General features: G+C 72.5%; 21 protein-coding genes. 13 read left to right on the top strand and 8 right to left on the bottom strand.

Going from position 1 to position 25,526, the window contains the following annotated elements; all coding sequences use genetic code 11:
* Positions 1-183 precede the first annotated feature (183 nt).
* On the top strand, positions 184-1,710 hold the full coding sequence (glpK, locus tag ACFQ2V_RS20505; RefSeq protein WP_386054799.1) for a glycerol kinase GlpK: 1,527 nt from the start codon (positions 184-186) through the stop codon (positions 1,708-1,710).
* Between the two features lie 143 nt (positions 1,711-1,853).
* Here glpK and tpx read toward each other — a convergent pair whose 3' ends face one another.
* Complete coding sequence (tpx, locus tag ACFQ2V_RS20500) at positions 1,854-2,348, bottom strand: thiol peroxidase (RefSeq protein WP_386054798.1); 495 nt, start codon at positions 2,346-2,348, stop codon at positions 1,854-1,856.
* Between the two features lie 31 nt (positions 2,349-2,379).
* On the opposite strand from tpx, the gene ACFQ2V_RS20495 reads away from it, so the two are divergent.
* The 3 genes from ACFQ2V_RS20495 to ACFQ2V_RS20485 are packed head-to-tail and all read left to right on the top strand — an operon-like array spanning position 2,380 to position 6,442.
* Entirely contained in the window at positions 2,380-2,616 is a 237-nt protein-coding gene (locus tag ACFQ2V_RS20495; protein ID WP_386054797.1) for a hypothetical protein, read from the top strand.
* 53 nt (positions 2,617-2,669) lie between these two features.
* Positions 2,670-5,522 carry an alpha/beta fold hydrolase gene (locus ACFQ2V_RS20490; protein ID WP_386054796.1) on the top strand — a complete coding sequence of 951 codons (2,853 nt, stop codon included), beginning with the start codon at positions 2,670-2,672 and terminating at the stop codon, positions 5,520-5,522.
* Positions 5,519-6,442 carry an ABC transporter permease subunit gene (locus ACFQ2V_RS20485; protein ID WP_386054795.1) on the top strand — a complete coding sequence of 308 codons (924 nt, stop codon included), beginning with the start codon at positions 5,519-5,521 and terminating at the stop codon, positions 6,440-6,442. The genes ACFQ2V_RS20490 and ACFQ2V_RS20485 overlap by 4 nt, the downstream gene beginning before the upstream one ends.
* Positions 6,443-6,457: 15 nt before the next feature.
* Here ACFQ2V_RS20485 and ACFQ2V_RS20480 read toward each other — a convergent pair whose 3' ends face one another.
* Positions 6,458-7,330: an LLM class F420-dependent oxidoreductase gene (locus tag ACFQ2V_RS20480; protein ID WP_386054794.1), complete on the bottom strand. Its 873-nt coding sequence runs from the start codon at positions 7,328-7,330 to the stop codon at positions 6,458-6,460.
* A gap of 82 nt (positions 7,331-7,412) precedes the next feature.
* The gene (locus ACFQ2V_RS20475) at positions 7,413-7,940 is read right to left on the bottom strand and encodes a phosphoribosyltransferase (protein ID WP_386054793.1); all 528 of its coding nucleotides are present in this window, start codon (positions 7,938-7,940) and stop codon (positions 7,413-7,415) included.
* 140 nt (positions 7,941-8,080) lie between these two features.
* Between ACFQ2V_RS20475 and ACFQ2V_RS20470 the strand changes: the two genes are divergently transcribed.
* Complete coding sequence (locus ACFQ2V_RS20470; protein WP_386054800.1) at positions 8,081-9,226, top strand: aminotransferase class I/II-fold pyridoxal phosphate-dependent enzyme; 1,146 nt, start codon at positions 8,081-8,083, stop codon at positions 9,224-9,226.
* Positions 9,227-9,304: 78 nt separating this feature from the next.
* Here ACFQ2V_RS20470 and ACFQ2V_RS20465 read toward each other — a convergent pair whose 3' ends face one another.
* Positions 9,305-10,594, bottom strand: a complete 1,290-nt coding sequence (locus tag ACFQ2V_RS20465) for an MFS transporter (RefSeq protein WP_386054792.1) — start codon at positions 10,592-10,594, stop codon at positions 9,305-9,307.
* Between the two features lie 131 nt (positions 10,595-10,725).
* On the opposite strand from ACFQ2V_RS20465, the gene ACFQ2V_RS20460 reads away from it, so the two are divergent.
* From ACFQ2V_RS20460 to ACFQ2V_RS20440, 5 genes are all read left to right on the top strand, one after another.
* Positions 10,726-11,238, top strand: a complete 513-nt coding sequence (locus tag ACFQ2V_RS20460) for a MarR family winged helix-turn-helix transcriptional regulator (RefSeq protein ID WP_386054791.1) — start codon at positions 10,726-10,728, stop codon at positions 11,236-11,238.
* A 24-nt stretch (positions 11,239-11,262) separates the two neighbouring features.
* Positions 11,263-12,123 carry an SDR family NAD(P)-dependent oxidoreductase gene (locus ACFQ2V_RS20455; protein WP_386054790.1) on the top strand — a complete coding sequence of 287 codons (861 nt, stop codon included), beginning with the start codon at positions 11,263-11,265 and terminating at the stop codon, positions 12,121-12,123.
* Positions 12,124-12,132: 9 nt separating this feature from the next.
* On the top strand, positions 12,133-13,824 hold the full coding sequence (gene bluB / locus ACFQ2V_RS20450; protein ID WP_386054789.1) for a 5,6-dimethylbenzimidazole synthase: 1,692 nt from the start codon (positions 12,133-12,135) through the stop codon (positions 13,822-13,824).
* A 78-nt stretch (positions 13,825-13,902) separates the two neighbouring features.
* Complete coding sequence (locus ACFQ2V_RS20445; RefSeq protein WP_386054788.1) at positions 13,903-15,450, top strand: peptide MFS transporter; 1,548 nt, start codon at positions 13,903-13,905, stop codon at positions 15,448-15,450.
* Position 15,451: 1 nt separating this feature from the next.
* Entirely contained in the window at positions 15,452-15,967 is a 516-nt protein-coding gene (locus ACFQ2V_RS20440; RefSeq protein ID WP_386054787.1) for a gamma carbonic anhydrase family protein, read from the top strand.
* A gap of 44 nt (positions 15,968-16,011) precedes the next feature.
* On the opposite strand, the gene ACFQ2V_RS20435 is transcribed toward ACFQ2V_RS20440, so the two are convergent.
* Both ACFQ2V_RS20435 and ACFQ2V_RS20430 read right to left on the bottom strand, forming a co-directional pair.
* Positions 16,012-16,773 carry a sulfite exporter TauE/SafE family protein gene (locus ACFQ2V_RS20435; protein WP_386054786.1) on the bottom strand — a complete coding sequence of 254 codons (762 nt, stop codon included), beginning with the start codon at positions 16,771-16,773 and terminating at the stop codon, positions 16,012-16,014.
* A complete protein-coding gene (locus ACFQ2V_RS20430; protein WP_386054785.1) occupies positions 16,770-17,468 on the bottom strand; it encodes a FadR/GntR family transcriptional regulator in 699 nt (232 codons plus the stop codon). The genes ACFQ2V_RS20435 and ACFQ2V_RS20430 overlap by 4 nt, the downstream gene beginning before the upstream one ends.
* 119 nt (positions 17,469-17,587) lie before the next feature.
* Between ACFQ2V_RS20430 and ACFQ2V_RS20425 the strand changes: the two genes are divergently transcribed.
* From ACFQ2V_RS20425 to ACFQ2V_RS20415, 3 genes are read left to right on the top strand one after another with little or no spacing between them, the layout of a single operon-like run.
* Complete coding sequence (locus ACFQ2V_RS20425; RefSeq protein ID WP_386054784.1) at positions 17,588-18,940, top strand: SLC13 family permease; 1,353 nt, start codon at positions 17,588-17,590, stop codon at positions 18,938-18,940.
* A 4-nt stretch (positions 18,941-18,944) separates the two neighbouring features.
* Positions 18,945-20,132 (top strand): CaiB/BaiF CoA transferase family protein, encoded by a 1,188-nt coding sequence (locus tag ACFQ2V_RS20420; protein WP_386054783.1) that lies wholly within the window; start codon positions 18,945-18,947, stop codon positions 20,130-20,132.
* Positions 20,132-21,583: a carboxyl transferase domain-containing protein gene (locus tag ACFQ2V_RS20415; RefSeq protein ID WP_386054782.1), complete on the top strand. Its 1,452-nt coding sequence runs from the start codon at positions 20,132-20,134 to the stop codon at positions 21,581-21,583. Before ACFQ2V_RS20420 ends, ACFQ2V_RS20415 begins: the two co-directional genes overlap by 1 nt.
* Before the next feature lie 85 nt (positions 21,584-21,668).
* Here the strand turns inward: ACFQ2V_RS20415 and hemA are convergent, their stop codons facing one another.
* Both hemA and ACFQ2V_RS20405 read right to left on the bottom strand, forming a co-directional pair.
* Positions 21,669-24,494, bottom strand: coding sequence for a glutamyl-tRNA reductase (gene hemA / locus ACFQ2V_RS20410; RefSeq protein WP_386054781.1), 2,826 nt, complete (start codon positions 24,492-24,494; stop codon positions 21,669-21,671).
* 181 nt (positions 24,495-24,675) lie between these two features.
* Positions 24,676-25,524, bottom strand: coding sequence for a helix-turn-helix domain-containing protein (locus ACFQ2V_RS20405; RefSeq protein WP_386054780.1), 849 nt, complete (start codon positions 25,522-25,524; stop codon positions 24,676-24,678).
* Positions 25,525-25,526 lie beyond the last annotated feature (2 nt).

Here is a 25,526-nt window from a genome sequence, read left to right as displayed (position 1 = left end):
CCGACCCGCACCCGCTCAAGGACCTGCTGAAGCCAGAAACCGGCATACCGGACTTCACCTAAGCAGATATGCAGAACAGGTGTTCGGAGCGAGCGCAAGAGGTGTCCACGCGCAATTCGCTTGCAGGACAGAGTGATCCGCGCAAAGGGTGACGTCGTAGGCGCTCGACGGTACGGTGCCGACATGTCGACGGAGCAGCGCAGCCATGTCGTGGCGATCGACCAGGGGACCACGAGCACGCGGGCCATGGTGTTCGACCGGAGCGGCCGCGTCGTCGCCGTCGACCAGCAGGAGCATCGGCAGATCCTGCCGCGCGCGGGCTGGGTCGAGCACGACCCCATGGAGATCTGGCAGAACACCCGTGCCGTCGTGGGGGGCGCCCTCGGCAAGGCCAACCTCAACGCCACCCACGTGGCCGCGGTCGGCATCACCAACCAGCGCGAGACGACGGTGGTCTGGGACAAGGCCACGGGCGAGCCGGTGCACAACGCGATCGTCTGGCAGGACACCCGCACCCAGTCGATCTGCGACGAGCTGGCGAGGGACGGCGGCATCGAGCGCTTCAAGGACATCACCGGCCTGCCGCTCGCGACGTACTTCGCCGGCCCCAAGGCGCGCTGGATCCTCGACCACGTCGACGGCGCCCGCGACCGCGCCGAGTCGGGTGAGCTGCTCGTCGGCACCATCGACACGTGGCTGCTCTGGAACCTCACCGGTGGGTCGACCGACGGGGGCGTGCACGTCACCGACGTCACCAACGCATCGCGAACCCTCCTGATGGACCTGCGCACCCTGGCGTGGGACGAGTCCGTCGCGGCCGAGATCGGCATCCCGCTGGCGATGCTGCCCGAGATCCGCACGTCGTCCGAGGTCTACGGCACGTGCAAGCCGGGCATCCTCATCGACGTCCCGGTCGCCGGCATCCTCGGCGACCAGCAGGCGGCAACGTTCGGGCAGGCCTGTCTCGACGTCGGCACGGCCAAGAACACCTACGGCACCGGAAACTTCATGCTGCTCAACACCGGCGAGGAGATCGTCGCCTCCAAGAACGGCCTGCTCACCACCGTCTGCTACCAGCTCGGTGACGCGAAGCCCGTCTATGCCCTCGAGGGCTCGATCGCCGTCACGGGTTCGCTGGTGCAGTGGCTGCGCGACAACCTCGGCATCATCAAGGATGCCAAGGAGGTCGAGCAGCTTGCGGCGACCGTCGACGACAACGGCGGCGCGTACTTCGTCCCTGCCTTCTCGGGCCTCTTCGCCCCGCACTGGCGCCCCGACGCGCGCGGCGCGCTGGTCGGCCTCACCCGTTTCGTCAACAGGGGTCACATCGCGCGGGCAGCCTTGGAGGCCACAGCGTTCCAGACCCGCGAAGTGCTCGAGGCGATGAACGCCGACTCGGGCGTGCCCCTCACCGAGCTCAAGGTGGACGGCGGCATGGTCGTCAACGAGACGCTGATGCAGTTCCAGGCCGACCTGCTGGGCGTCGACGTCGTGCGTCCCGTCGTCGCCGAGACGACCGCGCTCGGCGCCGCGTATGCCGCCGGGCTCGCCGTCGGCTACTGGCAGAGCACCGACGAGATCCGCGACAACTGGGGTGAGGACCGCCGCTGGTCGCCGCAGCTCGAGCAGGGCGAGCGTGAGCGCCTCTTCCGCCAGTGGAAGAAGGCGGTCGAGCGCACCCTCGACTGGGTCGACGACGACACCGCCTGAGCCCTCGGGCTCACCGGGGGCGTATGCCGTCAGCCCTCCACGAGGTGCAGCACGACCTTGCGCAGCAGTGCGTCGAGTGAGGCGAGCTCCTTCGCGGTCAGGGCTGAGAGGGCAACCTGCTCGCGGGCCATGCCTGAGGTGGCTCAGCCGAGCGCGGCGATGGCGGCGTCGTAGTCGGGCTCCTGGCCGATGGAGGGCACGAGCTCCGAGTGGAGCACGGTGCCGTCGGTGTCGATCACGACGACCGAGCGGGCCAGCAGTCCGGCGAAGCCACCGTTCTCCATGCGCACCCCGTAGTCGTAGCCGAAGCTCGACCGGAACGACGACGCGGTGACGACGTTCTCGATGCCTTCGGCGCCGCAGAACCGGTTGAGGGCGAAGGGCAGGTCGGCCGACACGCAGATCACCGTCGTGTTCTCGAGGCCCGCCGCGAGCTCGTTGAACCGGCGCACGCTCGTCGCGCAGGTACGGGTGTCGATGCTCGGGAAGATGTTGAGCACCACGCGCGCGTCGGAGGGGAGGGTCACGTCGTCGGTCAGCTTCGCGCTGGTGAGCGTGAACTTCGGGGCGGTCGTGCCCTTCTCCGGCAGGTCGCCGACGGTGTGGACGATGGTGTCTCCGAGCAAGGTGGTGGCCATGCGTCGTTTCTAACACCCTTAGGTTGGGGGCATGGAATCCGGTGCCGGCTCGCGCTTCGTCGTCAACCTGGTCGGACTGGTCGGACTGGTCTTCGGCGCCCTGCCGATCGTGCGCTACCTGCTCGACCTGTCCTACTTCGGCTTCACCACCGCGCCGTACGACTGGCTGCAGCTGGGGGGCTTCATGCGATTCGTCCCACCCCTGCTCGTGCTCGTCGTGTGCCTCGCCGCCGCCTATACCCTCGAGCGCCGGGCCCAGGACGGCTGACCAACCTTCGACGACCTGGCCGCATCGACAAGTACGCGTGATGTGATGTGGGCATGTCGCCCCGGGCACGCCTCCTCGTAGCCCTCGGCCTCGCGACCAGCCTCGCGTCGGGCCTCGCGGTGGCGCCCGCCCAGGCGGCCCCCCTCGCACCAGCCGCCCGCGCCGCCGACGCGGTGACGCCCGAGGTCTCGAGCGTGCCCGTCGGTGCCGAGCCCGACGGCACCACCGTCAGCCTCGACGTCTCGATCTGGCCGCGGGACGCCGGACGGCACCCGGTGGTGCTGCTCGCCCACGGCTTCGGCGGCACCAAGGAGTCGGTGGCGGCGCAGGCCGACGAGCTCAACGCGCGCGGCTACGTCGTCGTCACGTGGAGCGCCCGCGGGCACGGCCGCTCGGGTGGACGCATCCACCTCGACGACCCTGCCTACGAGGTGGCCGACGCGAAGACGCTGCTCGACCTCGCGGCGAAGCGCGCCGACGTCGAGCTCGACGCACCGGGCGACCCGCGCGCCGGCGTCATGGGCGCCTCCTACGGCGGGGCCCTCGGCCTCATGCTCGCCGGCACCGACCGTCGCGTCGACGGCGTCGTCTCGGCGATCACGTGGAACGACCTCGCCGACGCGTTCTTCCCCCAGTCGGCCGTCACGGCGCCCGCCACGACGGCCGCCGGCCGCCGCCCCGTCGACCTGCCCGGCCCGTTCAAGCAGGTCTGGGCCACCAACTTCTTCCTGTCGGCGCTGCGTGGCAGCGGGCCGGCAGCCACGGGGACGGGGCCTGCCGCACCAGCCACCGGCTGCGGCCGCTTCGACCCGACGATCTGCCGGCTCTTCGTCCAGACGTCCGAGACCGGCACGCCTCCGCCGCAGCTCACGGCGCTGCTGCGGGCCCACAGCCCGAAGGCGACGATGAACGCGGTCACCGCGCCCACCTTCCTCGTCCAGGGCATCGGCGACTCCCTCTTCGGCCTCGACCAGGCCGACGCAACGGCGTCGGCGCTCGCGGCCACGGGCACCCCGTATGCCGTCCGGTGGAGCGACGGGGGCCATGACGCTCCCAGCTCGCACGAGGCCGAGGAGGTCGAGGCCTCCTACGCGTGGCTCGACCACTACGTGCGCGACAAGGCGGACCGCGAGTCCGCCCTGCCCACAGCGGCATTCACGTACGGCACGCGAGGCGGGCGCGTGGGCGCACCGACCACGCTGCACACGCTGCCGGCATACCCGGGGCTGTCGGGCTCGACCGTCGAGACCCGCGAGCTGCCGCTGTCGACGACGTCCGGGGCGCTGCTGCACCCACCCGGCGGCCAGCCGGCCTCGCTCATCGCCGTGCCCGGCCTCGCCGCGCTCGGGATCACCGTCTCGACCTACCAGATCGCGGCGCTGCCAGGGCAGTCCGCAGCACTCGACTCCCGGCCGATCGCCGAGGCTGCGACGGTCGTCGGGTCGCCGACGATGCGCTTCACCGTGACGTCCGACAGCGCCGACGTGACCCTCTTCGCCTCGGTGTGGCGGGTGACCGGTGGGTCCGTCACCCTGACCAACCCGCTCGTGGCGCCGATCCGCCTTGCGGTGACGCCGGGCAGGCCCACACCCGTGACGATCTCGCTGCCGCCGGCGACCTACGTCATGCCGGCCGGCACCCGCTGGCGCGTGCTGCTCACGAGCACCGAGTCCACCTTCTCCAACTCGCGCACGCCCGGGCGCCTGCTCATCAGCGACCCATCGGCACTCACGCTGCCCGTCGCTGCGGGCGCCGAGGTCGGCGGTGCAGCGGCGGTCGGGGTCGACACCGAGACCCTCGTCGCGAGCGTCCTGCTCGCCCTCCTGCTGCTGGCGTCCCTCGTCGGCTGGCTGCTGCGCCGGCGCCGGCGCCGGCTGCTGCCCTCGCGTCCCGACCTCGCCGACGTGCCGCTCGTCGTCGAGGGTCTCGTCAAGACCTACTCCGACGGGCACCGCGCGGTCGACGACGTGTCGTGGCGCGCCGAGAAGGGCCAGGTCGTCGGCCTGCTCGGCCCCAACGGAGCCGGCAAGACGACGACGATGCGCATGGTCATGGGCCTCATCTCGTCGGACGCCGGCAGCGTGCACGTGCTCGGCGAGCCGGTCACCGCGGGCTCGACCGTTCTCGGCAGGGTGGGGGCGCTCATCGAGGGTCCCGGCTTCCTGCCACACCTGACGGGCCGCCAGAACCTCGAGGCCTACTGGTCGGCCACCGGACGCGCCCGGGCCGACGCCCACTTCGACGAGGCCCTCGAGGTCGCCGCGCTCGGTGGCGCCGTCGACCGCCCGGTGAAGTCCTACAGCCACGGCATGAAGCAGCGCCTCGGCATCGCGCAGGCGATGCTCGGCCTGCCCGAGCTGCTCATCCTCGACGAGCCGACCAACGGGCTCGACCCGCCCCAGATCGCGGCCATGCGACCCATCCTGCGCCGCTACGCCGAGACCGGCCGCACCGTCGTCGTCTCGAGCCACCTGCTCGCCGAGGTCGAGATGACCTGCACCCACGTCATCGTCATGCACGCCGGGCGCGTGGTGACCCAGGGCCCGGTCGCCGACCTCGTCGACAGCGACGACACCACGATCCTCGACCTGCCCGAGCATGCCGGGCACGACGTCGTCAGCGCCGGGGTGCACGCCCTGGAGAGGTCCGACGGCATCAGCGAGGTGCGGGTCGACACGCCCACCCGTCTCGTCGTCGTCGCCGAGCACGGGCGCGCGGAGGTGGTGGCCGCAGCGGTCGCGGCAGGCCTGCCCGTGGTCGGCGTGAGCAGCCGGCGCCACCTCGAGGAGGTCTTCCTCGGGGTCATCTCGTCGGCCTCCGGCCCGGCGGGAGCAGGCACGACGGGCGAACCCGGCGACGAGGGAGCCTCGCTCATCGAGCGGCTGAGGCAGGTGAGGGCACGATGACCGAGAGATCCGGCCACACGTCCGGCCACACTCCGGGCGAGGCGCTGCTCGACGCGATCGAGCCCGGTGCGGGGCCGAGCGCCGAGACCAGCTTCGTGCGCGACCCGCTCTCGTGGCGGTCCGAGCTGCGCCGCCAGTGGGGGCGGCGGCGTACGACCTGGGCCTTCGGGCTGCTGCTGGCGCTGCCGCTCGTGCTCGTCGCGTCGTTCGCCTTCGGCCAGCGCAGCAACAACAACCGCGGCGGCACGACGACCCGCATCTTCGACCTGGCCCAGAGCGGGGCCGCGAACTTCAGCCTCGTGCTCGTCTTCCTCGCCTCGGAACTGCTGCTCGTGCTGCTGGCCGCGCTCTTCTGCGGCGACGCCGTGCCGTCGGAGGCCTCGTGGTCGTCGCTGCGCTACCTGCTCATCGCGCCCGTCCAGCGGGCCCGGCTGCTGACGAGCAAGCTCGTGATCGGGGTCGCGTCGACGCTCGCCGCCACCATCGTGCTGCCCGCCTGGGGGCTGTTCGTCGGCGGGATCGCCTACGGCTGGGACCCGCTGACCAACCCCATCGGCGAGAACCTCGAGTGGGCCCAGTTCCTGCCGCGCCTCGCGCTGGCGATGGGCTACATCTTCGTGACCCTGCTGCCGATCGGCGCGATCGCCTTCTGGCTCGGCACCAGGTCCGACGCCCCGCTCGCCGCGGTGGGCGGCGCCGTGCTCGTCAGCATCCTGCTCAACATCCTCGACCAGCTCGACGCCCTCGACCCCTACCGCAACGCCTTCCCCGGTCACTACTCGCGCGAGTGGCAGGACGCCCTCGCGGTCTCGCCCGACTGGAACGACATGGCTCACGGCGTGCTCTGGTCGCTCGTGTGGGCCGTCGCCTTCACGATGCTCGCCTACCGCCGGTTCCGGCGGACCGACATCCTCAGCTGAGCGCCGAGGCCCGGCTCAGAGGTTCTTCGCCTCGGGGATGATCCGGTCGCCGAAGATCTCGAGCCAGTCGGTGCGGGACCCGTCGCCGCCCATCGTGTGCACGTGCGTCACGCCGAGTGCGGCGAGGTCACCCAGGTGCTCGAGCGTCGCGTCGACGTTCGAGCCGCCGGGACCGAGGTCGATGCGGCTCATGACCGTCTTCTCGATCTCGTCGTAGTCGCGGCCGAGCGCCTCGCAGTGGCCACGCAGGACGCCGAGCTTGTGGGAGAGCTCGGGGGAGTCGAAGAGGTTGCACGCCTGGGCGTACTGGGCCACCATCCGCAGCGTCTTCTTCTCGCCACCGCCGCCGATGAGGATCGGCGGGTGCGGACGCTGCACCGACTGCGGCGAGTTGAGGGTGCTGCCGAGGCGGTAGTGCCTGCCCTCGTAGGGCTCGTCGCTGTCGCTCCACATCTGGAGACAGATCTGCAGGGTCTCCTCGAGCCGCTCGAAGCGCTCGGCCGTGGGCGGGAACGGCAGGCCGAGACCGACGCACTCCTCCTCGTTCCAGGCTGCGCCGATGCCGAGCCAGGCCCTTCCCCGCGACAGCACGTCGAGCGTCGTGACCTCCTTCGCGAGAAGGCCGGGCTGGCGGTAGACGGCAGCCGTCACCCAGGCGAGCAGGTCGACCCGCTCGGTGACCGCGGCGAGGAAGCCCAGGGCCGTGTAGGCCTCGAGCATCTCCTGCTCCTTGGGCCCGACGCCCCTGATCTGCCAGACGTGGTCCATCACCGAGAGCTTGGTGAAGCCGACGTCCTCGGCGGTGCGCGCCGTGCGCACGAGGTCGTCGACGAACGTCGCGGAGCCGCCGCTCCACGTGAAGCTGGCGAGGTGCAGTCCGAGATCCATGTCTCGCACACTACGTGCGGAAGGCGGCCTGCGCTCCCAGCGAGCTCACAGCCTCGGTCGGGCGGGGGTCACTGTGCGGCGGTCACTGTGCGGCGGTCCCGACCTGGGATCCCGACACCGGCGGCTCGGCCGACCACGGGAAGACGATCCACTTGTCGGTCTGGCGCCACACGTAGTCGGGCGTCACGACCGAGCGCGACTTGCCGTAGATGACGGCGCTGCGTGCCTCAGCGCCGTGCTCCTGGATGAGCTCGAGCACGAGCGCGAGGGTGCGGCCCGAGTCGGCGACGTCGTCGACCACGAGGATCCGCCGTCCCTTGAGGCTGTCGGTGTCGAGGTGCGGCGCGAGCAGCACGGGGTCGGGCAGCGTCTCCTCGACGTCGGTGTAGAACTCGACGTTGATCGCATCGGTGAGCTTGATGCCGAGGGCGTACGAGAGGCCCCCACCGGGGATGAGCCCGCCGCGGGCCACGGCCACGAGGACCTCGGGACGGAAGCTCGAGTCGGCGACGAGCGTCGCGAGCTCGCGGATCGCGACACCGAACCCTTCCCACGTCAGCACCTCCTTGTCGACGAGGGCGGAGGAGTCGGCGTGGTACGCGGTCGTCATGCACCGAGGCTAGCCACCGCAGGTGAACAGCGCGTTGCCGGTGCCGCCGCGTCTGGGGTGTCGGGCAGACTGGCCGGGTGAGCCACCCGCCTCGTCCCCTCGGTCCGTCCCGGCGCTCGCAGGTGCCGCCGTTCGAGGTGATGGACGTGCTCGACCGCGTCGCCGTGCTCCGCGCCGCCGGTCGCGACGTGGTCTCGCTGTGCGCCGGCGAGCCGTCCGGTGGCGCGCCGACGCTCGTCTCCGAGGCCGCCTCTCGCATCCACGCGTCGGGCCGCGCACTGACCTACACGTCGGCGCTGGGCATCCACGAGCTGCGCGCCGAGGTCACCGCCCACTACGGGCGGTGGTACGGCATCGACGTCGACCCGGCCCGGGTGGCGATCACGACCGGGTCGTCGGGCGGCTTCGTGCTCGCGTTCCTCGCCGCCTTCGAGGCCGGCGACCGGGTGGCGCTCGCCCGGCCCGGCTACCCCGCCTACCGCAACATCCTCACCTCGCTCGGGTGCCAGGTCGTCGACATCGACTGCGGCCCCGACACGCGCTACCAGCCGACGCCCCAGCTGCTCGACGCCGCCCAGGCGCAGGGCGCGCTCGCCGGCCTCATCGTCGCCTCACCGGCCAACCCCACCGGCACCATGGTCGACCGTGCCGAGCTCTCGGCCCTCACCGGCTGGTGCGCCGCCAACGGCGTCCGACTCGTCAGCGACGAGATCTACCACGGCGTCACCTACCCCGAGCCTGGAGCGGACGACCCACGGGGCGTCTGCGCGTGGGAGACCGACGACAGCTCGGTCGTCGTCTCCTCGTTCAGCAAGTACTGGGGCATGACGGGCTGGCGCCTCGGCTGGCTGCTGCTGCCCGAGGACCTCGCGCGCCCGGTCGACGCGCTCGCCGGCAACGTCGCCCTCTGCCCGCCGGCGCCGGCGCAGTATGCCGCCGTGTCGGCCTTCGCGGAGGAGTCCTACCGCGAGTGCGACGAAGCGGTCGAGGAGTTCGCCCGCACCCGGAAGCTGTTGCTGGACAACGCCGCCCGGCTCGGCTGGGGCGCCTCCGCACCGCCCGACGGCGCGTTCTACTACTGGGCCGACCTGGGGCCGCGCCTCGAGCGGTGGGGGAGCTCGGCGGCATACGCCCGCGCCCTCCTGGAGGAGGTCGGCGTCGCCATCACGCCCGGCGGCGACTTCGACGACCGCGCCGGCGGACGCTCGGTGCGGCTCAGCTTCGCGGCCGGAAGCACGGCCGTCGGCGAGGCCATCGAGCGGATCGAGGCCTTCAACGCGCGGTGAGTGATCACCGGCTGCGGGCCGCGGGTGCGTCGCTGCCCGACCGCGACGCCCTGTGCTGCGCCGCCTGCGCGCGCGGCGTCAGGCCGCGAGCGCGGTCGGGGCGGTGGTCAGCGGTTCGGTCACCGGTTCGGCAACTGCCCCGGCCATGGTCTCGGGCTCGGTCGTGCCGGCGCGCAGCGCCCCACGCAGCCGCCAGGCGCCGTAGACCGCGACGACGCTGATCACGAGGTGCAGCCCGAGGAACCCGTTCGCCAGGCCCAGGCCGAGCAGGGCGCCGGCCACGAGCGGGCCGAGGGCCGAGAAGGTCGTCTGGATCGCGGTGAACGTGCCGAGCGTCGTGCCGACGAGGCCCTTGGGGGCCAGGCTCGCGGTGAGCGGGTTGAGCACAGGGGCGTACATCGTCTCGCCCACGGCGAAGATGCCGAAGGTCGTGACGAAGAGTGCCGCGGCCACGTCGGGCGTCAGCTGGGCGACGGACAGGACGACCCACGACAGCACCCACACGCCGCCGACGACCATGAGCAGGCTCGCCGCGCTGCGGCGGGCCGTGAGCCGCACGACGACGACCTGGAGCGCGACGATGACGACGCAGTTGACGGCCGCCGCCAGCCCGATGGCCGACTCGTCGACGTCGAGGACGGTCAACGCGTACGCGGGCAGGCCCGACTCGAACTGTGCGTAGAAGCCGAGGGCCAGCGCGACGGCGACGACCGCGGTCCAGCGCAGGGCGGGCACGGCGAAGATGCGGCGCAGGGCCTCGACGGTGCTGAGCCGCTGCTCGGCCTCTCCCGCCGCGAGGTCGGGAGTGACCTCCGCGGGAGCGCCGATGCCGGCGAGGTGGATGATCGCGGCCGACAGGCCGAAGCCCGCGCCGGCAGCCACGAACGCCGTGGTCATGCCGTCCGGGCGGGCGAGGTCGACGAACTGGCCGGCGACGAACGCGCCGACGGCCATGCCGATCGCCTCGGCCGTGAACTTGTAGGCGAAGACCTTGCGCCGGTCCTCGCTGCCCGCCCAGCGCAGCACGAGCACCGAGGCGGCGGGCCCGGACGCCGTGAGTCCGAAGCCGAAGACGAACATGCCGAGCAGGAACGTCGCGGGAGCGTCGGCCCACACGAGGCTGCCGACGCCGGCGGCCGCGACGAGCTTGGCGACGACGGCGACGGCGACCGGGTCGAAGCGGTCGCTGAGCCGGCCCGCGAAGGGTGCGGCGACGAGGGCGCCGACGGAGAAGAGGGTGCTCGCCAGCGCGGCGGCGAGTGCGCCCCAGCCACGGGTGTTGGCCGCGTACGCGTACTGGTACGGCAGGACCGTGCCCCAGCCGAGCATGCCGATGGACGAGGCGAGGACGAGGAGCCTGGTGCGCACGGGAATTCACACCCTTCTGAAGTCTGGGGGTCGGGACGCGCTGGACAACGCGGTTTCGACCTCGAATATTTCGTATTCGAAGTTCGATGTCGAACATTAACAGTGCGGCGAGGGTGGAACAATGCGGTTCCATGGCAGCGAAGCGACGGCGGTCCGCCCAGCAGGAGCACGCGGCCGATGTCGCCACCTACGTCGCGGCCGGTGGCGAGGAGTCGGTGCAGCGCGTCATCACGGCCGTGTACGCCGTCACCAAGAAGCTCGACCAGTGGTACGTCCGCCAGTTCGCCGACCTCGACCTCACCCAGGGCGAGTGGGCGGTGCTCGCGGCGCTCGCCCGGGCCGGCGACACGTGCCTCACCCCGAGCCAGCTCGCCGACCTGTCCAACGTCGCCCCGTCGTCGATGACCCACCGGCTCGACAAGATGTCGGGCCGGGGCCTGGTCCAGCGCCGCCCCGACGAGTCCAACCGCACCCGCACCCTGGTGTCACTCACGACCGACGGCTGGGCGCTGTTCAGCGAGGCGGTGCGTGAGTCGAACGTCGTCGAGAGCGACACGCTCCGGGGCCTCTCGACGCCCGAGCGGCACGAGCTCGCCCGCCTGCTCGAGATCGTCATCGAGGGCCTCGACGACGTCGACGCCTGACCCGCCCGGGCGTAGCGTCGCGGCATGAGCGAGCAGCGGAACGCGCCGGCCGGCGTCGCCCTGGTCACCGGCACCTCCTCCGGCATGGGCCTGCACACGGCCGTCGAGCTGGCCCGGCGCGGCCTCACCGTCGTCGCGACGATGCGCGACACCTCCCGGGCCACGGCCCTGACCGACGCCTCGGCCGAGGCGGGGGTCGAGCTCGACGTGCGCGCGCTCGACGTCACGGACCACGACGCGGCGCGTTCGTGCGTCGAGGGAGTGCTCGCCGACCACGGCCGCCTCGACGTGCTCGTCAACAACGCCGGTCGCGGCGCCGTCGCGACCGCCGAGCAGCTCTCGCTCGACGAGATCCGCGACCAGCTCGAGGTCAACTACCTCGGCCCGGTCGCCCTGACGAAGCTCGTCCTGCCGCACATGCGCGATGCCGGCGCAGGTCGCGTGCTCACCGTGACGAGCGTGGGCGGGGCGGTCGGCCAGCCCTTCGCCGACGCCTACTGCGGGGCGAAGTTCGCGGTCGAGGGGTTCATGCAGTCGCTCGCCGTCGTCATGCTCGCGCACGGCGTGCACGTCTCGGTCATCGAGCCCGCCGCCGTCGCGAGCGACTTCGTCGCCAACGTCGCCCGCGCGGACGAGGTGCCCGACGACCCGTACGCCGCCCAGCTCGCCGCCTATCTCAGCCGCACGGCCGGGGCGTTCGCCAACGCGCAGAGCTCCCGAGACGCCGCGGCCGCCATCGCCGACGCCGCCCTGTCCACCGACTACCGGTTCCGCTGGCAGACCTCTGCGGGGGCGACGGCGTTCGTCGGCATGTCGCTCGCTGACACCGACGGGAGCCGGGTGCTCGGCGCGACCCGCGGGTGGATCGAGACCGCCTCGAACTAGAGTCGCCGGGTGAGCTACCGCAGGCCCGTCCCGACCATCGGCGACGCGACGACGGCGGCCGAGCGCGCCCAGGCCCCCGACGCCTGGGCGATGCCCGACGACCTCGACGCGCTCGACCGGGTGGTCGGCGCGCGCCGCGACATCAGGCGCTACCGGCCCGACCCGGTGCCCGACGACGTGCTCGACGCGGTGCTCACCGCCGGCCACCGCGGGCCGTCCGTCGGGCACAGCCAGCCGTGGCGCTTCATCGTCGTCACCGAGGCGGCGACGCGCGACACCGCGGCCCTCATGGCCGACCGGAGCCGCCTGCGCCAGGCCGCCGGCATGGCCGAGGAGTCGGCGCGCGGGCTGCTCGACCTGCGCCTCGAAGGCATCCGCGAGGCCCCCGTCGGCGTCGTCGTCGCGTGCGACCGGCGTACGCCGGCGGCAGGGGTGCTCGGCCGCGCGACCTTCCCCGACGCCGACCTCTGGTCGTGCGCCGCGGCCATCGAGAACATGTGGCTCACCGCCCGGGCCCACGGTCTGGGCCTCGGCTGGGTGACCCTCTTCGAGCCGGCCGAGCTCAAGGAGCTGCTCGGCCTGCCCGACGGTGTCGAGACGCTCGGCTGGCTGTGCCTCGGTTGGCCCGACGAGCGACCGCCCGAGCCCGGCCTCGAGCGAGCCGGCTGGAGCAGGCGGCTGCCGCTCGAGCAGGTCGTCATGCGCGAGCGCTGGACCGAGCGCGACGCCCCCACCTCGCACCTGCGTGCACCCGACCAGGCCGATGTCGTCGGCGCCCGCGACCGATCCGACGACCTCCTCACCGTCCCCGGCTCGCTCGGGGTGCTCGACGCGGTCCTCGACCGCGTCACGGCACTGCCTGCAGTCGACGGTCCGGGCACGCTCGTGGTCGCGGTCGCCGACCATGCCGTCACCGCATACGGCGTCACCGCGTTCGACCCCTCGGTCACCGCCGACGTCGCCCGGGCCACCCGCGAGGGCACGTCGATGGGTGCCGTCGCGGCGACCGCAGCCGGCCTCGACGTCGAGCTGGTCGATGCCGGGATCGGCTGCAGCAGAGGCGATCTCGTCACCACCGATGCGCTCGACGAGCCGACGTATGCCGTCCTGCTGGGTCAGGGTCGCGAGCGCGGTCGTGCGCTGGCGGGGCGCGGGCCGGTGGCGCTCGGTGAGGTCGGTGTCGGCAACACGACCGTCGCGGCAGCAGTGGCCGCCGCTCTGCTCGGACTTCCTGCCGACGACGTCGTCGGACGCGGCTCGTCGGCCGACGCCGCCATGATCGAGCGCAAGCGCGACGTCGTCGGCCGCGCCCTGGCTCGGGTCGGCGCGGGCGCCCCCGCCGACGTGCGGGTCGACCCGCACGAGGCGGTGCGCCGGCTCGGTGGCGGTGAGCTCGCCGTGCTCACGGGCGTGGTGCTCGGGGTGGCCGAGGGCGGTGGCGTCGTCGTGCTCGACGGGCTCGCCACCTCGGTGTGCGCGCTTGCCGCAGTACGGGCCGAGCCGGCTGTCGCCGCCCACCTCGTCGCGGGCCAACGGTCACGTGAGAAGGCCCACGCCGCAGTGCTCCACGAGCTCGGCCTCGAGCCGCTGCTCGACCTGCGCATCCGTGCGGGGGAGGGCGTCGGTGCGGCGCTGGCGACCGGTCTCGTCAAGGACGCGCTGGCCCTGCGCCGAGGGGTGGCACGCACCACGACGGTTTGAGTCCGACGCACGTCGACACCTAGTTTGGCCGGGTTGTCCAACCGTCGAACTGCCCTCACGAGGGGCTGGGAGCGAAGCATGTCCACACAGACCTCAGACCGTCCGCCGACCCCGGATCGGGACGCGAGTCCCGGCGACCGACCTTTCTTCGGCCACCCGCGGGGCCTGTCGACCCTCTTCTTCGTCGAGCTGTGGGAGCGCTTCTCCTACTACGGGATGCGCGCCATCCTGCTCTACTTCCTCGTCGACACCGCGGCCAACGGTGGCCTGGGCATCGACCAGACCACCGGGGCCGCGGTCGTCTCGATCTACGGCGCCTCGGTCTACCTGCTCTCCGTCATCGGCGGCTTCACCGCCGACCGCGTCTTCGGCGCCCGCCGCTCGACCCTCTACGGCGCGGTCGTCATCATGGCCGGCCACGTGTGCCTCGCACTGCCGACCGCCGCGACGGCCTGGCTCGGCATCGCGCTCGTCGCCCTCGGCACCGGCCTGCTCAAGCCCAACGTCTCGGCCATGGTCGGCACGCTCTACCGCGCCGACGACGGCCGCCGTGACGGCGGCTTCTCGATCTTCTACATGTCGATCAACATCGGCTCGTTCTTCTCGCCGATCGTCGTCGGCTGGCTGCGCGAGCACTACGGCTACCACGCCGGCTTCTCGGCGGCCGCCGTCGGCATGGCCATCGCCATCGTCTGGTTCGTCGTCGGGCGGCGTGCGCTCGGGGAGGTCGTCGACGACGTGCCCAACCCGCTCGCCCCCGAGGAGCGCAGCCGCGTCGGCGCGCTCGCCGTGGGCGTCCTCGTCGCGTTCGTCGCGATCGTGGCGCTCGCCGGCCTGTGGCGCGACACCGTGCTCGACCAGGTCATCGACGCCATCTCCATCGTCGCGGTCGCCACGCCCATCGCGTACTTCACGATGATGTTCCGCAGCCCCAAGGTCGAGCGCGTGGAGAAGTCGCACCTCGCCGCCTACCTCCCGTTGTGGGTCGGCGCGATGCTCTTCTTCATGATCTTCGAGCAGGCCGCCGGCAAGATGGCGATCTTCGCGGCCCACAACACGGTCAAGGAGACGGCCGGCGTCACGGTCGACCCCGAGTGGTTCCAGTCGATCAACCCGCTCGCCATCGTGCTGCTCGCGCCGGTCTTCGGCCTCATCTGGACCCGGCGCGCCGGGCGCTTCCCGTCGACGCCGATGAAGTTCACGCTCGGCGTGACGATCATCGGCCTGTCGGCGCTCGCCATGGCCTGGGCTTTCGCGAGCTACCAGGGCAACACCGCGCCCGTCTACGTCCTCGGTGGCGTCTTCGTCATGCAGACGGTCGCCGAGCTGTGCCTCTCGCCCGTCGGCCTCTCCGCCACGACGCGCCTCGCGCCGCGGGCCTTCGCGAGCCAGGCGATGGCGCTCTGGTTCCTCGCCAGATCGGCCGGCCAGGCGATCGCCGCCCAGCTCATCCGGGCCATGGGTGGTCTGGGCGACGCGACGTTCTACGTCGTCAACGGCGTCATCACCCTCGTCGTCGCAGGCCTCCTGCTCGCGCTCGTGCCGTGGATCCGCCGCAGGATGTCGACGGCCGAGCTGCACGTGTCCGGGCCGTCCGCGCCACCCGTCCCGGTCTCGGCGCACTGACGTGATCGTCACCCTCGACGGCGCCGCCCCGGAGGTCGACCCGACCGCCTGGGTGGCGCCGAGCGCCGACCTCGTCGGAGCCGTACGCCTGCTCGCCGGTTCGAGCGTCTGGTACACCGCCGTGCTCCGCGCCGACTTCGACCCCATCGCGCTCGGCGAGCGCAGCAACCTGCAGGACGGCGTGGTCGTGCACACCGACGCCGGCCACCCGACGACGATCGGGTCCGGCGTCTCGGTGGGCCACCGCGCCGTCCTGCACGGCTGCACGATCGAGGACGACTGCCTCATCGGCATGGGCTCGGTCGTGCTCAACGGCGCCCACGTCGGTGCCGGCAGCCTCGTCGCTGCGGGGGCCGTCGTGCCCGAGGGCGCGGTCATCCCGCCCCGGTCGCTCGTGGCGGGGGTGCCCGGCACGGTCCGCCGCGAGATCGACGACGACGGGCTCGCCCGCATTCGCGCCAACGCCGACGTCTACGTCGAGCTCACCCGACGCCACCGGGACGCCACGGGCGGCTGAGCCCGCCCGACGGCATACGCCCTCGCCCGGCAGGGCAGCGGGCCTCAGCGCAGGAGCAGGACCGCGGCCACGACGCCCGCGATGACGACGAGCACGCGGAAGAGCGTCGGTGGCAGGCGCCGGCCGACGCGCGCCCCGACGTAGCCGCCGACGAGCGAGCCCGACGCCAGCAACGCGATGGCGCGCCAGTCGAGGTCGGCGACGACGACGAAGATGAGGCCCGCGACGACGTTGCCGGCGAAGATCGCGAGGGTCTTGAGGGCGTTGACGACCCGCAGGTCGATGTCGAGGCCCAGGCCGAGCACGGCGACCATCATGACGCCCGAGCCGGCGCCGAAGTAGCCGCCGTAGACGCCGGTCAGCAGCGCGAAGAAGGTCGTCACCGGACCCATGCGGGTGCGCGGCCCGACGTCCTCGCCGCCGCGGGACCTGAGCCAGCGCGCGATCCGCGGCTGCACGCCGACGAGCAGGCAGGTGAAGAGGATCAGCCACGGCACGACGGCCTCGAAGACGCTCGGGGGGAGCGCGAGGAGCAGGCCGGCGCCTCCGATCGCGCCGAGGGCGCACGTGACGACGACGGTCACGGTGATGCGAGGGTGCTCGCGCAGCTCCTCGCGGTAGCCGAAGGTGCCGCTGACGCCGGCGGGCACGAGGCCGACCGTGTTGGAGGTGTTGGCGACGACCGGGGGCAGGCCGACGGCGAGCAGCACCGGGAAGCTGAGGAGCGAGGCCACCCCCACCGTCGAGGTGAGGATGCCGGCGCCGAGACCTGCGCCGAGGACGGCCAGCATCTCGGGGGGCGTCACGACCCGTCTCTCAGCACGGCGACGTCGCTGACCATGACGACGTGGGCGTGCATGGCGGCCGCGGCCGCATCGGGGTTGCCCGACCGGATGGCCTCGGCGATCGCGCGGTGGTGGGCGAGCGAGTCGACGGGGCGTCCGGGCTGGCTCAGCGACTCGATGCGGGTCTCGCGGACGAGGTCGCGGATCTCGTCCATCAGCCGGGCGAGCAGGAGCGAGTGGGCTGCGGCGGTGACGGCTCCGTGGAAGCGCTCGTCGCCCTCGACGCCGCGTCCGCCCGCCTCGACGTCACGCTGCATGTCGTCGAGCGCCTCGTCGATGCGGGCGAGGTCGTCGGGGGTGTGACGGGTCGCGGCGAGCGCGGCGATCTTCGTCTCCAGCGCGTCGCGGGTCTCGATGATCTCGGGCAGCCGGTGCGCGTGGGCGCGGATCGCCTCGACGATGCGGCGCTGCCCCGACGACTCGGCGAGCACGGTGCCGTCGCCGTGGCGCACGGTGACGACGCCGATCACCTCGAGCGCGACGAGGGCCTGGCTCAGGGTCGCGCGGCTGACCCCGAGGCGCTGGGCCAGCTCGCGCTCGGGCGGCAGCCGGTCGCCAGCCGTGAGACCGTTCTCGTCGATCCACGTGGTGATCTGCTCGGCCACCTGCTCGTAGAGCCGGGTGCGCGTGAGGCGGGACATGCCCGAGGTCGACATGGGAACACCGTATTGACAGTCGGCCCACTGACCTATTGGCTAGGCCACTGAGCCAGCCATGAGCCTCGTCACAAGGGCGTGGACACCAGGCGTGCTGGCCGCGACCGACGGAGGACACCATGGGACCGGAATGGGTCTCGATCATCGCGCTCGTCGCACTCTTCGTGATCGGCACGCTGCTGCCGATCAACATGGGAGCCCTGGCCTACGTGGCCGCCTGGCTCGTGGGCGTCTACTCGCTCCAGCTCAGTGAGAAGGAGATCCTCGGCGGGATCAGCGGCGACCTCGTCCTGACGCTCATCGGGGTCACCTACCTCTTCGCGATCGCCAAGAACAACGGGACCGTCGACCTCATCGTCAGATCCGCCGTCAAGGCCGTGCGCGGACGCGTCGCCCTCATCCCGTGGGTCATGTTCTTCGTGACCGCGCTGCTCACGGCGATCGGCGCCGCGAGCCCGGCAGCCTGCGCCATCATCGGGCCGATCGCCCTCGGCTTCGCAGCCCGCTACAAGATCCACCCGCTGCTCATGGGCATGTTCGTCGTGCACGGCGCGCAGGGTGGCGGCTTCTCGCCGATCAGCATCTATGGCACCATCACCAACTCGGTGATGAAGGAGAACAACCTCCCGTCGAGCGAGATGACCGTGTTCCTCGCCAGCCTCGGCGTCAACCTCGCGATGGCCGTCATCCTCTTCTTCGTCCTCGGCGGCCGTCGCCTCATGAGCCAGCGCGCCGACGAGTTCGGCGACATCGAGGGCGGCGCCGGCACCGGTGGCGCGGGCGGCACAGGTGGCACTGCTGGCGCGCCGCACCCCGGCGCCGGCGGCGTCGCGACCGCGACGCTCACCCGGACGCGCACGAGCGAGACGCTCGGCGTCAAGCGCGACCAGGTGCTCACCCTCGTGGCCTTCGCCGCCGTCGCGGTCGTGGCCCTCGCCTTCGACAAGAACATCGGCTTCGTGTCGATCACGGCCGCCGTCATCCTGGCCATGCTCGCCCCCAACCAGCACAAGGACGCCATCAAGCAGATCGCGTGGCCCACCGTCCTGCTCGTCGCCGGTGTGAGCACGTATGCCGCCGTGCTGACCGAGGCGAAGGCGCCCGAGTTCGTCGGCAACTGGGCGGCAGGCCTCGGCGCCGTCGTCATCGGCGCGCTCGTGCTCTGCTACGTCGGCGGTGTCGTGTCGGCCTTCGCGTCGTCGACGGCCCTGCTGCCGGTGATCATCCCGATCGCCGTGCCGCTCATCGCGAACGGTGGCATCGGTGCGGCGACGTTCGTCGCGGCGCTCGCGATCGCCTCGACCATCGTCGACGTGAGCCCGTTCTCGACGAACGGTGCCCTGATGCTCGCGAACCGGCCCGACACCATCAGCGAGCCGGTGTACTACAAGCAGATCCTGACCTACAGCGTCATCGTGGTCCTCGCGGGCCCGCTGCTCGTGTGGGCCGCCCTGATCCTCCCCGGATGGTGAACGCATGACTGCAGCAACCCGTGGCTCGGGCCCCCTCTCCGACGTGCTCGTCGTCGACCTCTCGCGGGCCCTCGCCGGACCGCACGCGACCATGATGCTCGCCGACCAGGGGGCCCGGGTCATCAAGGTCGAGGCCCCCGGACGCGGCGACGACACCCGCGGCTGGGGTCCGCCGTTCGTCGGCGAGGAGGGGCGGCGCGAGTCGACGTACTTCCTGTCGGCGAACCGCAACAAGGAGTCGATCACCCTCGACCTCAAGGACGACGCCGACCGCGACGTGCTCCTCGCGCTCGTCGACCGGGCCGACGTGCTCGTCGAGAACTTCCGCACCGGCGTCCTCGAGCGGCTCGGGCTCGGCATCGAGTCGCTGATGGCGCGCAACCCACGCCTCGTCGTCCTGTCGATCACGGGCTTCGGCCACGACGGCCCCGAGGGCGGGCGCGCCGGCTACGACCAGATCGCCCAGGGCGAGGCCGGGCTCATGTCGCTCACCGGCTCCGGGCCCGACGACCCGCAGCGGGTCGGCGTGCCGATCGCCGACCTGCTCTCCGGGATGTACGGCGCCTACGGTGTCGCGGCAGCCCTCAACGAACGCCACCGCACCGGGCGCGGCACCGTCGTGCGCACGTCGCTGCTGGCGTCCGTCGTCGGCGTCCACGCCTTCCAGGGCACCCGGTGGACCGTCGCAGGGGAGGTCGGCCGGTCGGCCGGCAACCACCACCCGTCGATCGTGCCGTACGGCCTCTTCCACTGCCGTGACGGCTCGGTCCAGATCGCGGTGGGCAGCGAGAGCCTGTGGCACCGGCTGTGCGCCGCCTTCGGCCTCGACCCGGCAGCCGACGGGCTCGCGACCAACCCAGAGCGCGTGGCGAACCGGGCGCGCGTCATCGAGGTGCTCGAGGGCGTCTTCGCGGACTGGGACGCCGAGCCGCTGCTCGCGCGGCTGTCCGAGGTCGGGGTGCCCGCCGGCAAGGTGCGCACGCTCGACGAGGTGTACGCGTGGGACCAGACAGCGAGCCAGGGGCTGCTCGTCGAGGTGGAGCACCCGACGCTCGGTGCCCTCACGCTGCCCGGGCCGCCGTTGCGCTTCTTCGACGGTGACGGCACCGAGGTGACGCGGCGCGACCACGCCGCACCGCCCACGCTCGACGAGGACGGTGCGGACATCCGCGCCTGGCTGAAGGAGGAGTGATGGCCCAACGCCCCTGGACCGCGCACGAGCTGCTCGACCTCGTGCTCGACGCCGGCTCGTTCGAGTCGTGGGACGAGCCGATCGACATCAGTGGCCAGCCCGAGCCGTACCGGCTCCAGCTCGAGGCCGCGGCCGCCCGGGCCGGCACCGACGAGTCGGTGCTGACGGGCCGCGGGCTCGTGCGCGGCCGGCCGGTTGCCGTGGTCGTCAACGAGTTCCGCTTCCTGGCCGGGTCGATCGGGCGTGCCGCCGCGCACCGCATCACCGCCGCCGTGCGCCGGGCGACCGCGGAGGGCCTGCCGGTGCTCGCCTCGACGGCATCGGGCGGCACCCGGATGCAGGAGGGGACGCCGGCCTTCGTCGAGATGGTCGAGATCTCCCGGGCACTCATGGCGCACCGGGCCGCGCGCCTGCCGTACCTCGTGCACCTGCGCCACCCGACCACCGGCGGGGTGTACGCGTCATGGGGGTCACTCGGGCACGTGACCGTCGCCGAGCCCGGTGCCCTCGTCGGGTTCCTCGGGCCGAAGGTCTACGAGGCGCTCAACGGCGAGGCGTTCCCGCGCGACGTGCAGACGGCCGAGAACCTCACGGCCAAGGGTGTTCTCGACGCGGTGGTCCCCGCGGAGGACCTGCCGATGCTCGTCGACCGGGCCCTCGGCGTACTCGTCGACGGCCCGACGCTGCCGCGCCTCGAGCTGCGGGAGGGCGAGCCGAGCCGGCACCTGACGGCGTGGGAGTCGATCGAGCTGACCCGCAGCCCCGACCGGCCGGGCGTGCGCGAGCTGCTTCGGCACGGGGCCAGCAGCACCCTCCGGCTCAACGGCACCGACGAGGGTGAGCGCGACGCGACGATGCTCGTCGCCCTGACCCGGCTCGACGGTCAGCCCTGCGTGCTCGTCGGTCAGGACCGGTCGCGCCAGTCGCCGTCGACGCCGATGGGTCCGGGAGCGCTGCGCGAGGCCCGCCGGGCGATGCGCCTCGCCGAGGAGCTGGGGCTGCCGCTCGTCACGGTCATCGACACCCCGGGCGCCGAGCTGTCACAGCACGCCGAGGAGGGCGCCATCGCCGGCGAGATCGCCCGGTGCATCGCGACACTGACGACGATGACCGTGCCCACCGTGTCAGTGGTGCTCGGGCAGGGTTGCGGCGGTGGGGCGCTCGCGCTGCTGCCGGCCCGAGAGGTGATCGCCGCGGAGCACGCGTGGCTGTCTCCGTTGCCGCCGGAGGGGGCGAGCGTCATCGTGCACGGAGACGTCGCGCACGCCGCAGAGATGGCCGAGCTCCAGCAGGTCGGCGTGCTCGACCTGGCCGCGCGGGGCATCGTGAGCCGGATCGTCCCGGAACCTGCCGACGACACGGCTGCGGGGCTGGCGACGGCGGTCGCGGCCGAAACTGCGGCCGCCGTGCGCCGGCAGACCCACGGCAGGGCGCACGTGCTCGCCAGCTGAGTGTCGCGGTCGGCCCACCCGGCCGCGCCGCTCAGGCTGGGCGCGGGCATCGACCGGGCTGCACCGGGTGCCCGAACGCCCTGTCTCAGGCAGCGGGTTCGGACTCGTCCGCGACGTCCCGCGCGGGGCCGGGGCCCAGCGGCGTCTCGAGCTGGTCCACGTGGCCCGCAGGCACAGGCTGTCGGGGCGGGAGGCCAAAGGCGGCCGCGATCTGGTCCACGGCGGCCGTGTCGCCGGACGCGGCCGCGGCCCTGAGCGCCAGCGTCGGGGCGTGCAGCAGCCTGCCTGCCAGCGCGTGCGCCACCGGGCCGACCGACTCCGGGGCGAGGCCCGGGCTCCGCCGCAGCAGCTCCTCCCGACAGGTGCTCTCGACCTGCTCACGCAGCGCCCGGATGAGCGGGCCGGCTGCCCGCGCGGCAAGGTCGTCCACGAACCGGTTGGACGCGGCGGTCACCAGGGTCCGTGCCTGCTGCACCGCGGCGAGCGTCTCAGGGTTGTTGCGGGCATCGTCGTGCAGGGCGGCAAGCTCCACGACCTCGACCCGCTTCGCCCTCGCCACCGCGGGGTCGACGTTGCGCGGGACCGACAGGTCGACGATGGTCAGGGGGTTCGCCCGGCCCAGCATCGCAGCGTGCACGTGGCCGGCCGTGACCACGGCCTCGGCCGCCGACGTGGCGCAGATGAGCAGGTCCGCCTGCCTGATCTCGTTGACGAGCGAGTCCAGGGAGCAGACGGAGTCCGGGCCGGCCAGTCTCGCGGCATAGGCCTCGTTGCGGGCGGCGACCCGGGCCGGTCGGTCGAGTGATGTGAGTCGGGCGAGGGCCGCAGCGGCCATCTGACCGGAGCCGACGACGAGGGTGCGGGGAGACGTCACGCCGACGACCCTCTCGAGCCCGATGTCGACGGCTCGGCAGGCCAGTGAACGGTTCCACTGGCCGAGCTCAGCGTGTGCGTGCGCGCGTTCGGCGCTGCGCAACGCCGCCGGGAAGAGCCGCTGGAGCAGCGGCCCGGTGGTGCCTGCGGTCTGCGCCGACCGGAAGGCCCGCCGCACCTGCGCCTGCACGTCAGCCTCTCCGACGACGCGGGACTCGAGACCTGCGGTCACCCGGAAGAGGTGCTCGATCAGGTGCGCCCCGGTCCTGACCTCGAGGACGGGATCGCTCGTCGCGCCGTGCAGCTCTGCCCTGGAGGTGAGCAGCTCGCGCAGGTGCGACGCACCGTGCTGCCCGGGCGCGCAGACGGCGTAGACCTCCGTCCGGCTGCACGTCGACAGCACGACCGCCTCGTCGTATCCGTGCTCACGGAGCACCCCGAGGAACGCGGGCAGGTCCGTATGACGCACGGCCATCCGCTCGAGCACCTCGTGCGGAACGTCCCTGTGGGAGACACCCACCATCACCAGCCGTCCGGTCACACCCTCACCCCCGTTGCTCCTCGTGCGCACCTCGCTACCCGCACCGGCACCGTAGACGGCCGACCTCCAGAAAATCTTGAGAGCGGTGCCGGGGCCCGGCTGGTCAGGTGGGGGTGAGGTCGACGAGGTGCAGGTGGAGGGTGCCGCCGGTGGGGGCGGGGTAGGACCGGCCGAGCCGCGGTCGTGGGCGGCCTGTGGCCGGTGGCCCGGCTCGGGCGGCATCGGGGGACGTGTCGGTGTCGGGGACGGCGCGGATGGCGGGTGGTGGTTGGGGTGGGCCGATGTGCAGGCCGTGGTTGGTGGTGAAGGTGAGTCCGTGGGGTTGGGTGGGGTCGCCGGTGATGGTGAACTCGCCGCGGTGGTGGCCGTCGTGGTGGAAGGGCACAGGGCGAGCAGGTTGGTGGTGTCGGTGGGGCCGCCGTCGCGCCAGTGGCGTTGGTGGTGGATCTCGAGGTGGCCGGTGGTGGTGCAGCCGGGGTAGCGGCAGCCGCGGTCGCGGTCGAGCACGAGGGTGCGGGTGCGGTGGGGGACGACGCGTTGGGTGCGGCCGACGTTGACGGGGTGGCCGTGGGTCTGCCAGACGGGGGTGAGGGTGCCGTCGCAGGTGAGGCCGTCGATGATGTGGCGGGGCAGGCGGGGGCGGCCGGTGAGCCAGCCGCCGTCGGTGTCGAGGTGGACCTGGACGCGGTAGCGGGCCCGCCGGGCCGCTCCACCCGAGCCACGGGTGTCGCCTGACGTGCCGGCGGTGTCGAGGGAGCGGGTGGCGACCAGGGTCAGGGCCTCGGCCCAGGTGATGCGGGGTGGGCCGCCGTCGGTGACGTGGTGGTCGGGGTCGAGCACGTCACCGTCGCGGGTGGCGTCCCGCGTGCTGTCGTTGTCGTTGCGGGCTCTGGTGGTGTGGAAGAGGTGGTCCTTGGCGTCGGTGAGGGCGGCTTCGACGAGGGCGCCGAGGTGGGCGGGGGCGTCGTAGCGCAGCCGGAACCGGCCGTCGGTGTAGCCCATCGTCAGGGTGGCCGGCTCGACCGGCTCCGGCGCCGTGCCGGCCTGGGCGTCCTGCTCGCCGGGCAGGACGTGGCCGTGGTCGTCGACAGTGCGGGGTTGGAGGGTGAAGTCGTAGCGGGTGACGGTGCGTTGCAGCTGGGTGACGGTGGCGTGCTGGGCGAGCTCGGCGACGGTGGTGTCGAACTCGGGTGGGGTGTGGCGGGCGACGACGGCGGCCTGGTCGAGGCTGATCCGGCCCTCGCGCAGGGCGGTGCTGGTGGCGGGCAGCTCGTCGGCGCGGCGGGCCAGCAGCAGGACGGCGGCGGCCTGGCCGCGGGAGAGGCCGGCGCGAAGCATGAGCCAGTGCTCGGGTGAGCGCAGACCGGCGGCCTGCCAGGAGCCTTCGGTCAGGACGGTGCCGACGAAGTCGACGAGGCGGGCGTGGGCGTCGTGCAGGTCGGCGGCCAGGGACGCGACGTGGTCCCAGTCCTGCTCGATCTGCTGCGCGCTGCTCATACCTCCCAATCGTACAGGTGTTCGAATAGAATGGCCAGCACAAAGGCGATGAATTCGCTTGCAGCTCAGAAGAATTGGATACTTCAACCATGACGCGCGGGTCGCGTCTGTGGGCGGACGCGTTCGACCGGTTCGCCGACAGCGAGCTGGGACGGAGCTCCTGAAACCCGGGCAGTGGCGGTCAGCGGAAGCGCGCGGCGAACTCTCCGGGTGTCAGGCCCGTGGCGAGGCGGAAGTCGCGGGTGAGGTGCGCCTGGTCGGCGTAGCCGAGCTCGGCCGCGATGCCGGCGAGGTCGGCGTCGGAGTCGCGGAGCCGGTCGGCCGCCTCCTGGAGCCGGCGGCGGCGGATCAGCCACTTGGGACCCAGCCCGATCCGCTTGTGCAGCAGGCGCTGCAGGGTGCGCTCGCTGACGTCGAACCGCGCACACAGGTCGTCGACGCGTAGCAGCTCGGGCGAGGTCTCGACGTCCTCGACGACCGCGTTGACGAGCAGGCCCTCGTCGTCGACGGGCAGCAGGTGGGTGAGCGCGGCCTCGACGAGGTCACGAGCCTCCGTCTGCGCCGCGGGGGACGAGGGATCGGGCGACATGGCCGCGCGGATGCCGGCGGTCAGCCCGTCGGCGTCGATCGTTGCGAGCGACGAGAGGTCGACGAAGCGGTCGGTCATCTCGCGCACCGGCGCCCTGGTCAGCAGGTGCCCCGCGGCCGGCTGCAGCATGAGCCCGACGGCCCAGCCGCGACCCGACAGGACGGTGCTCGACAGCCCGGACACGACCCCGTAGAAGCGCGCGTACGTGTTCGACACGACGATCAGGCAGACGGGGTACTGCAGCACCTGCTGCTCGGAGTCGCGTCCCTCGGGCACGTGCCAGACCGGGATCCAGAAGCGACGGGCGAGGTCGCCGAGAGCCGGCGACACGGAGGCGCGCGCGATCGACCACGTGCGGTCGGTCGGGTCGACGAGATGGGCTCGCTCGACCTCGTCCCGCGTCGATGTGTGCCCTCCAGGCCTCCCCGGTGCGGTCGTCACGT

It is taken from the genome of Terrabacter terrigena (genome assembly GCF_042676085.1).
GTDB lineage: Bacteria > Actinomycetota > Actinomycetes > Actinomycetales > Dermatophilaceae > Terrabacter > Terrabacter terrigena.
Note: the sequence above shows the minus strand (reverse complement) of the source record. Positions and strands in the feature narration are given on the sequence as shown.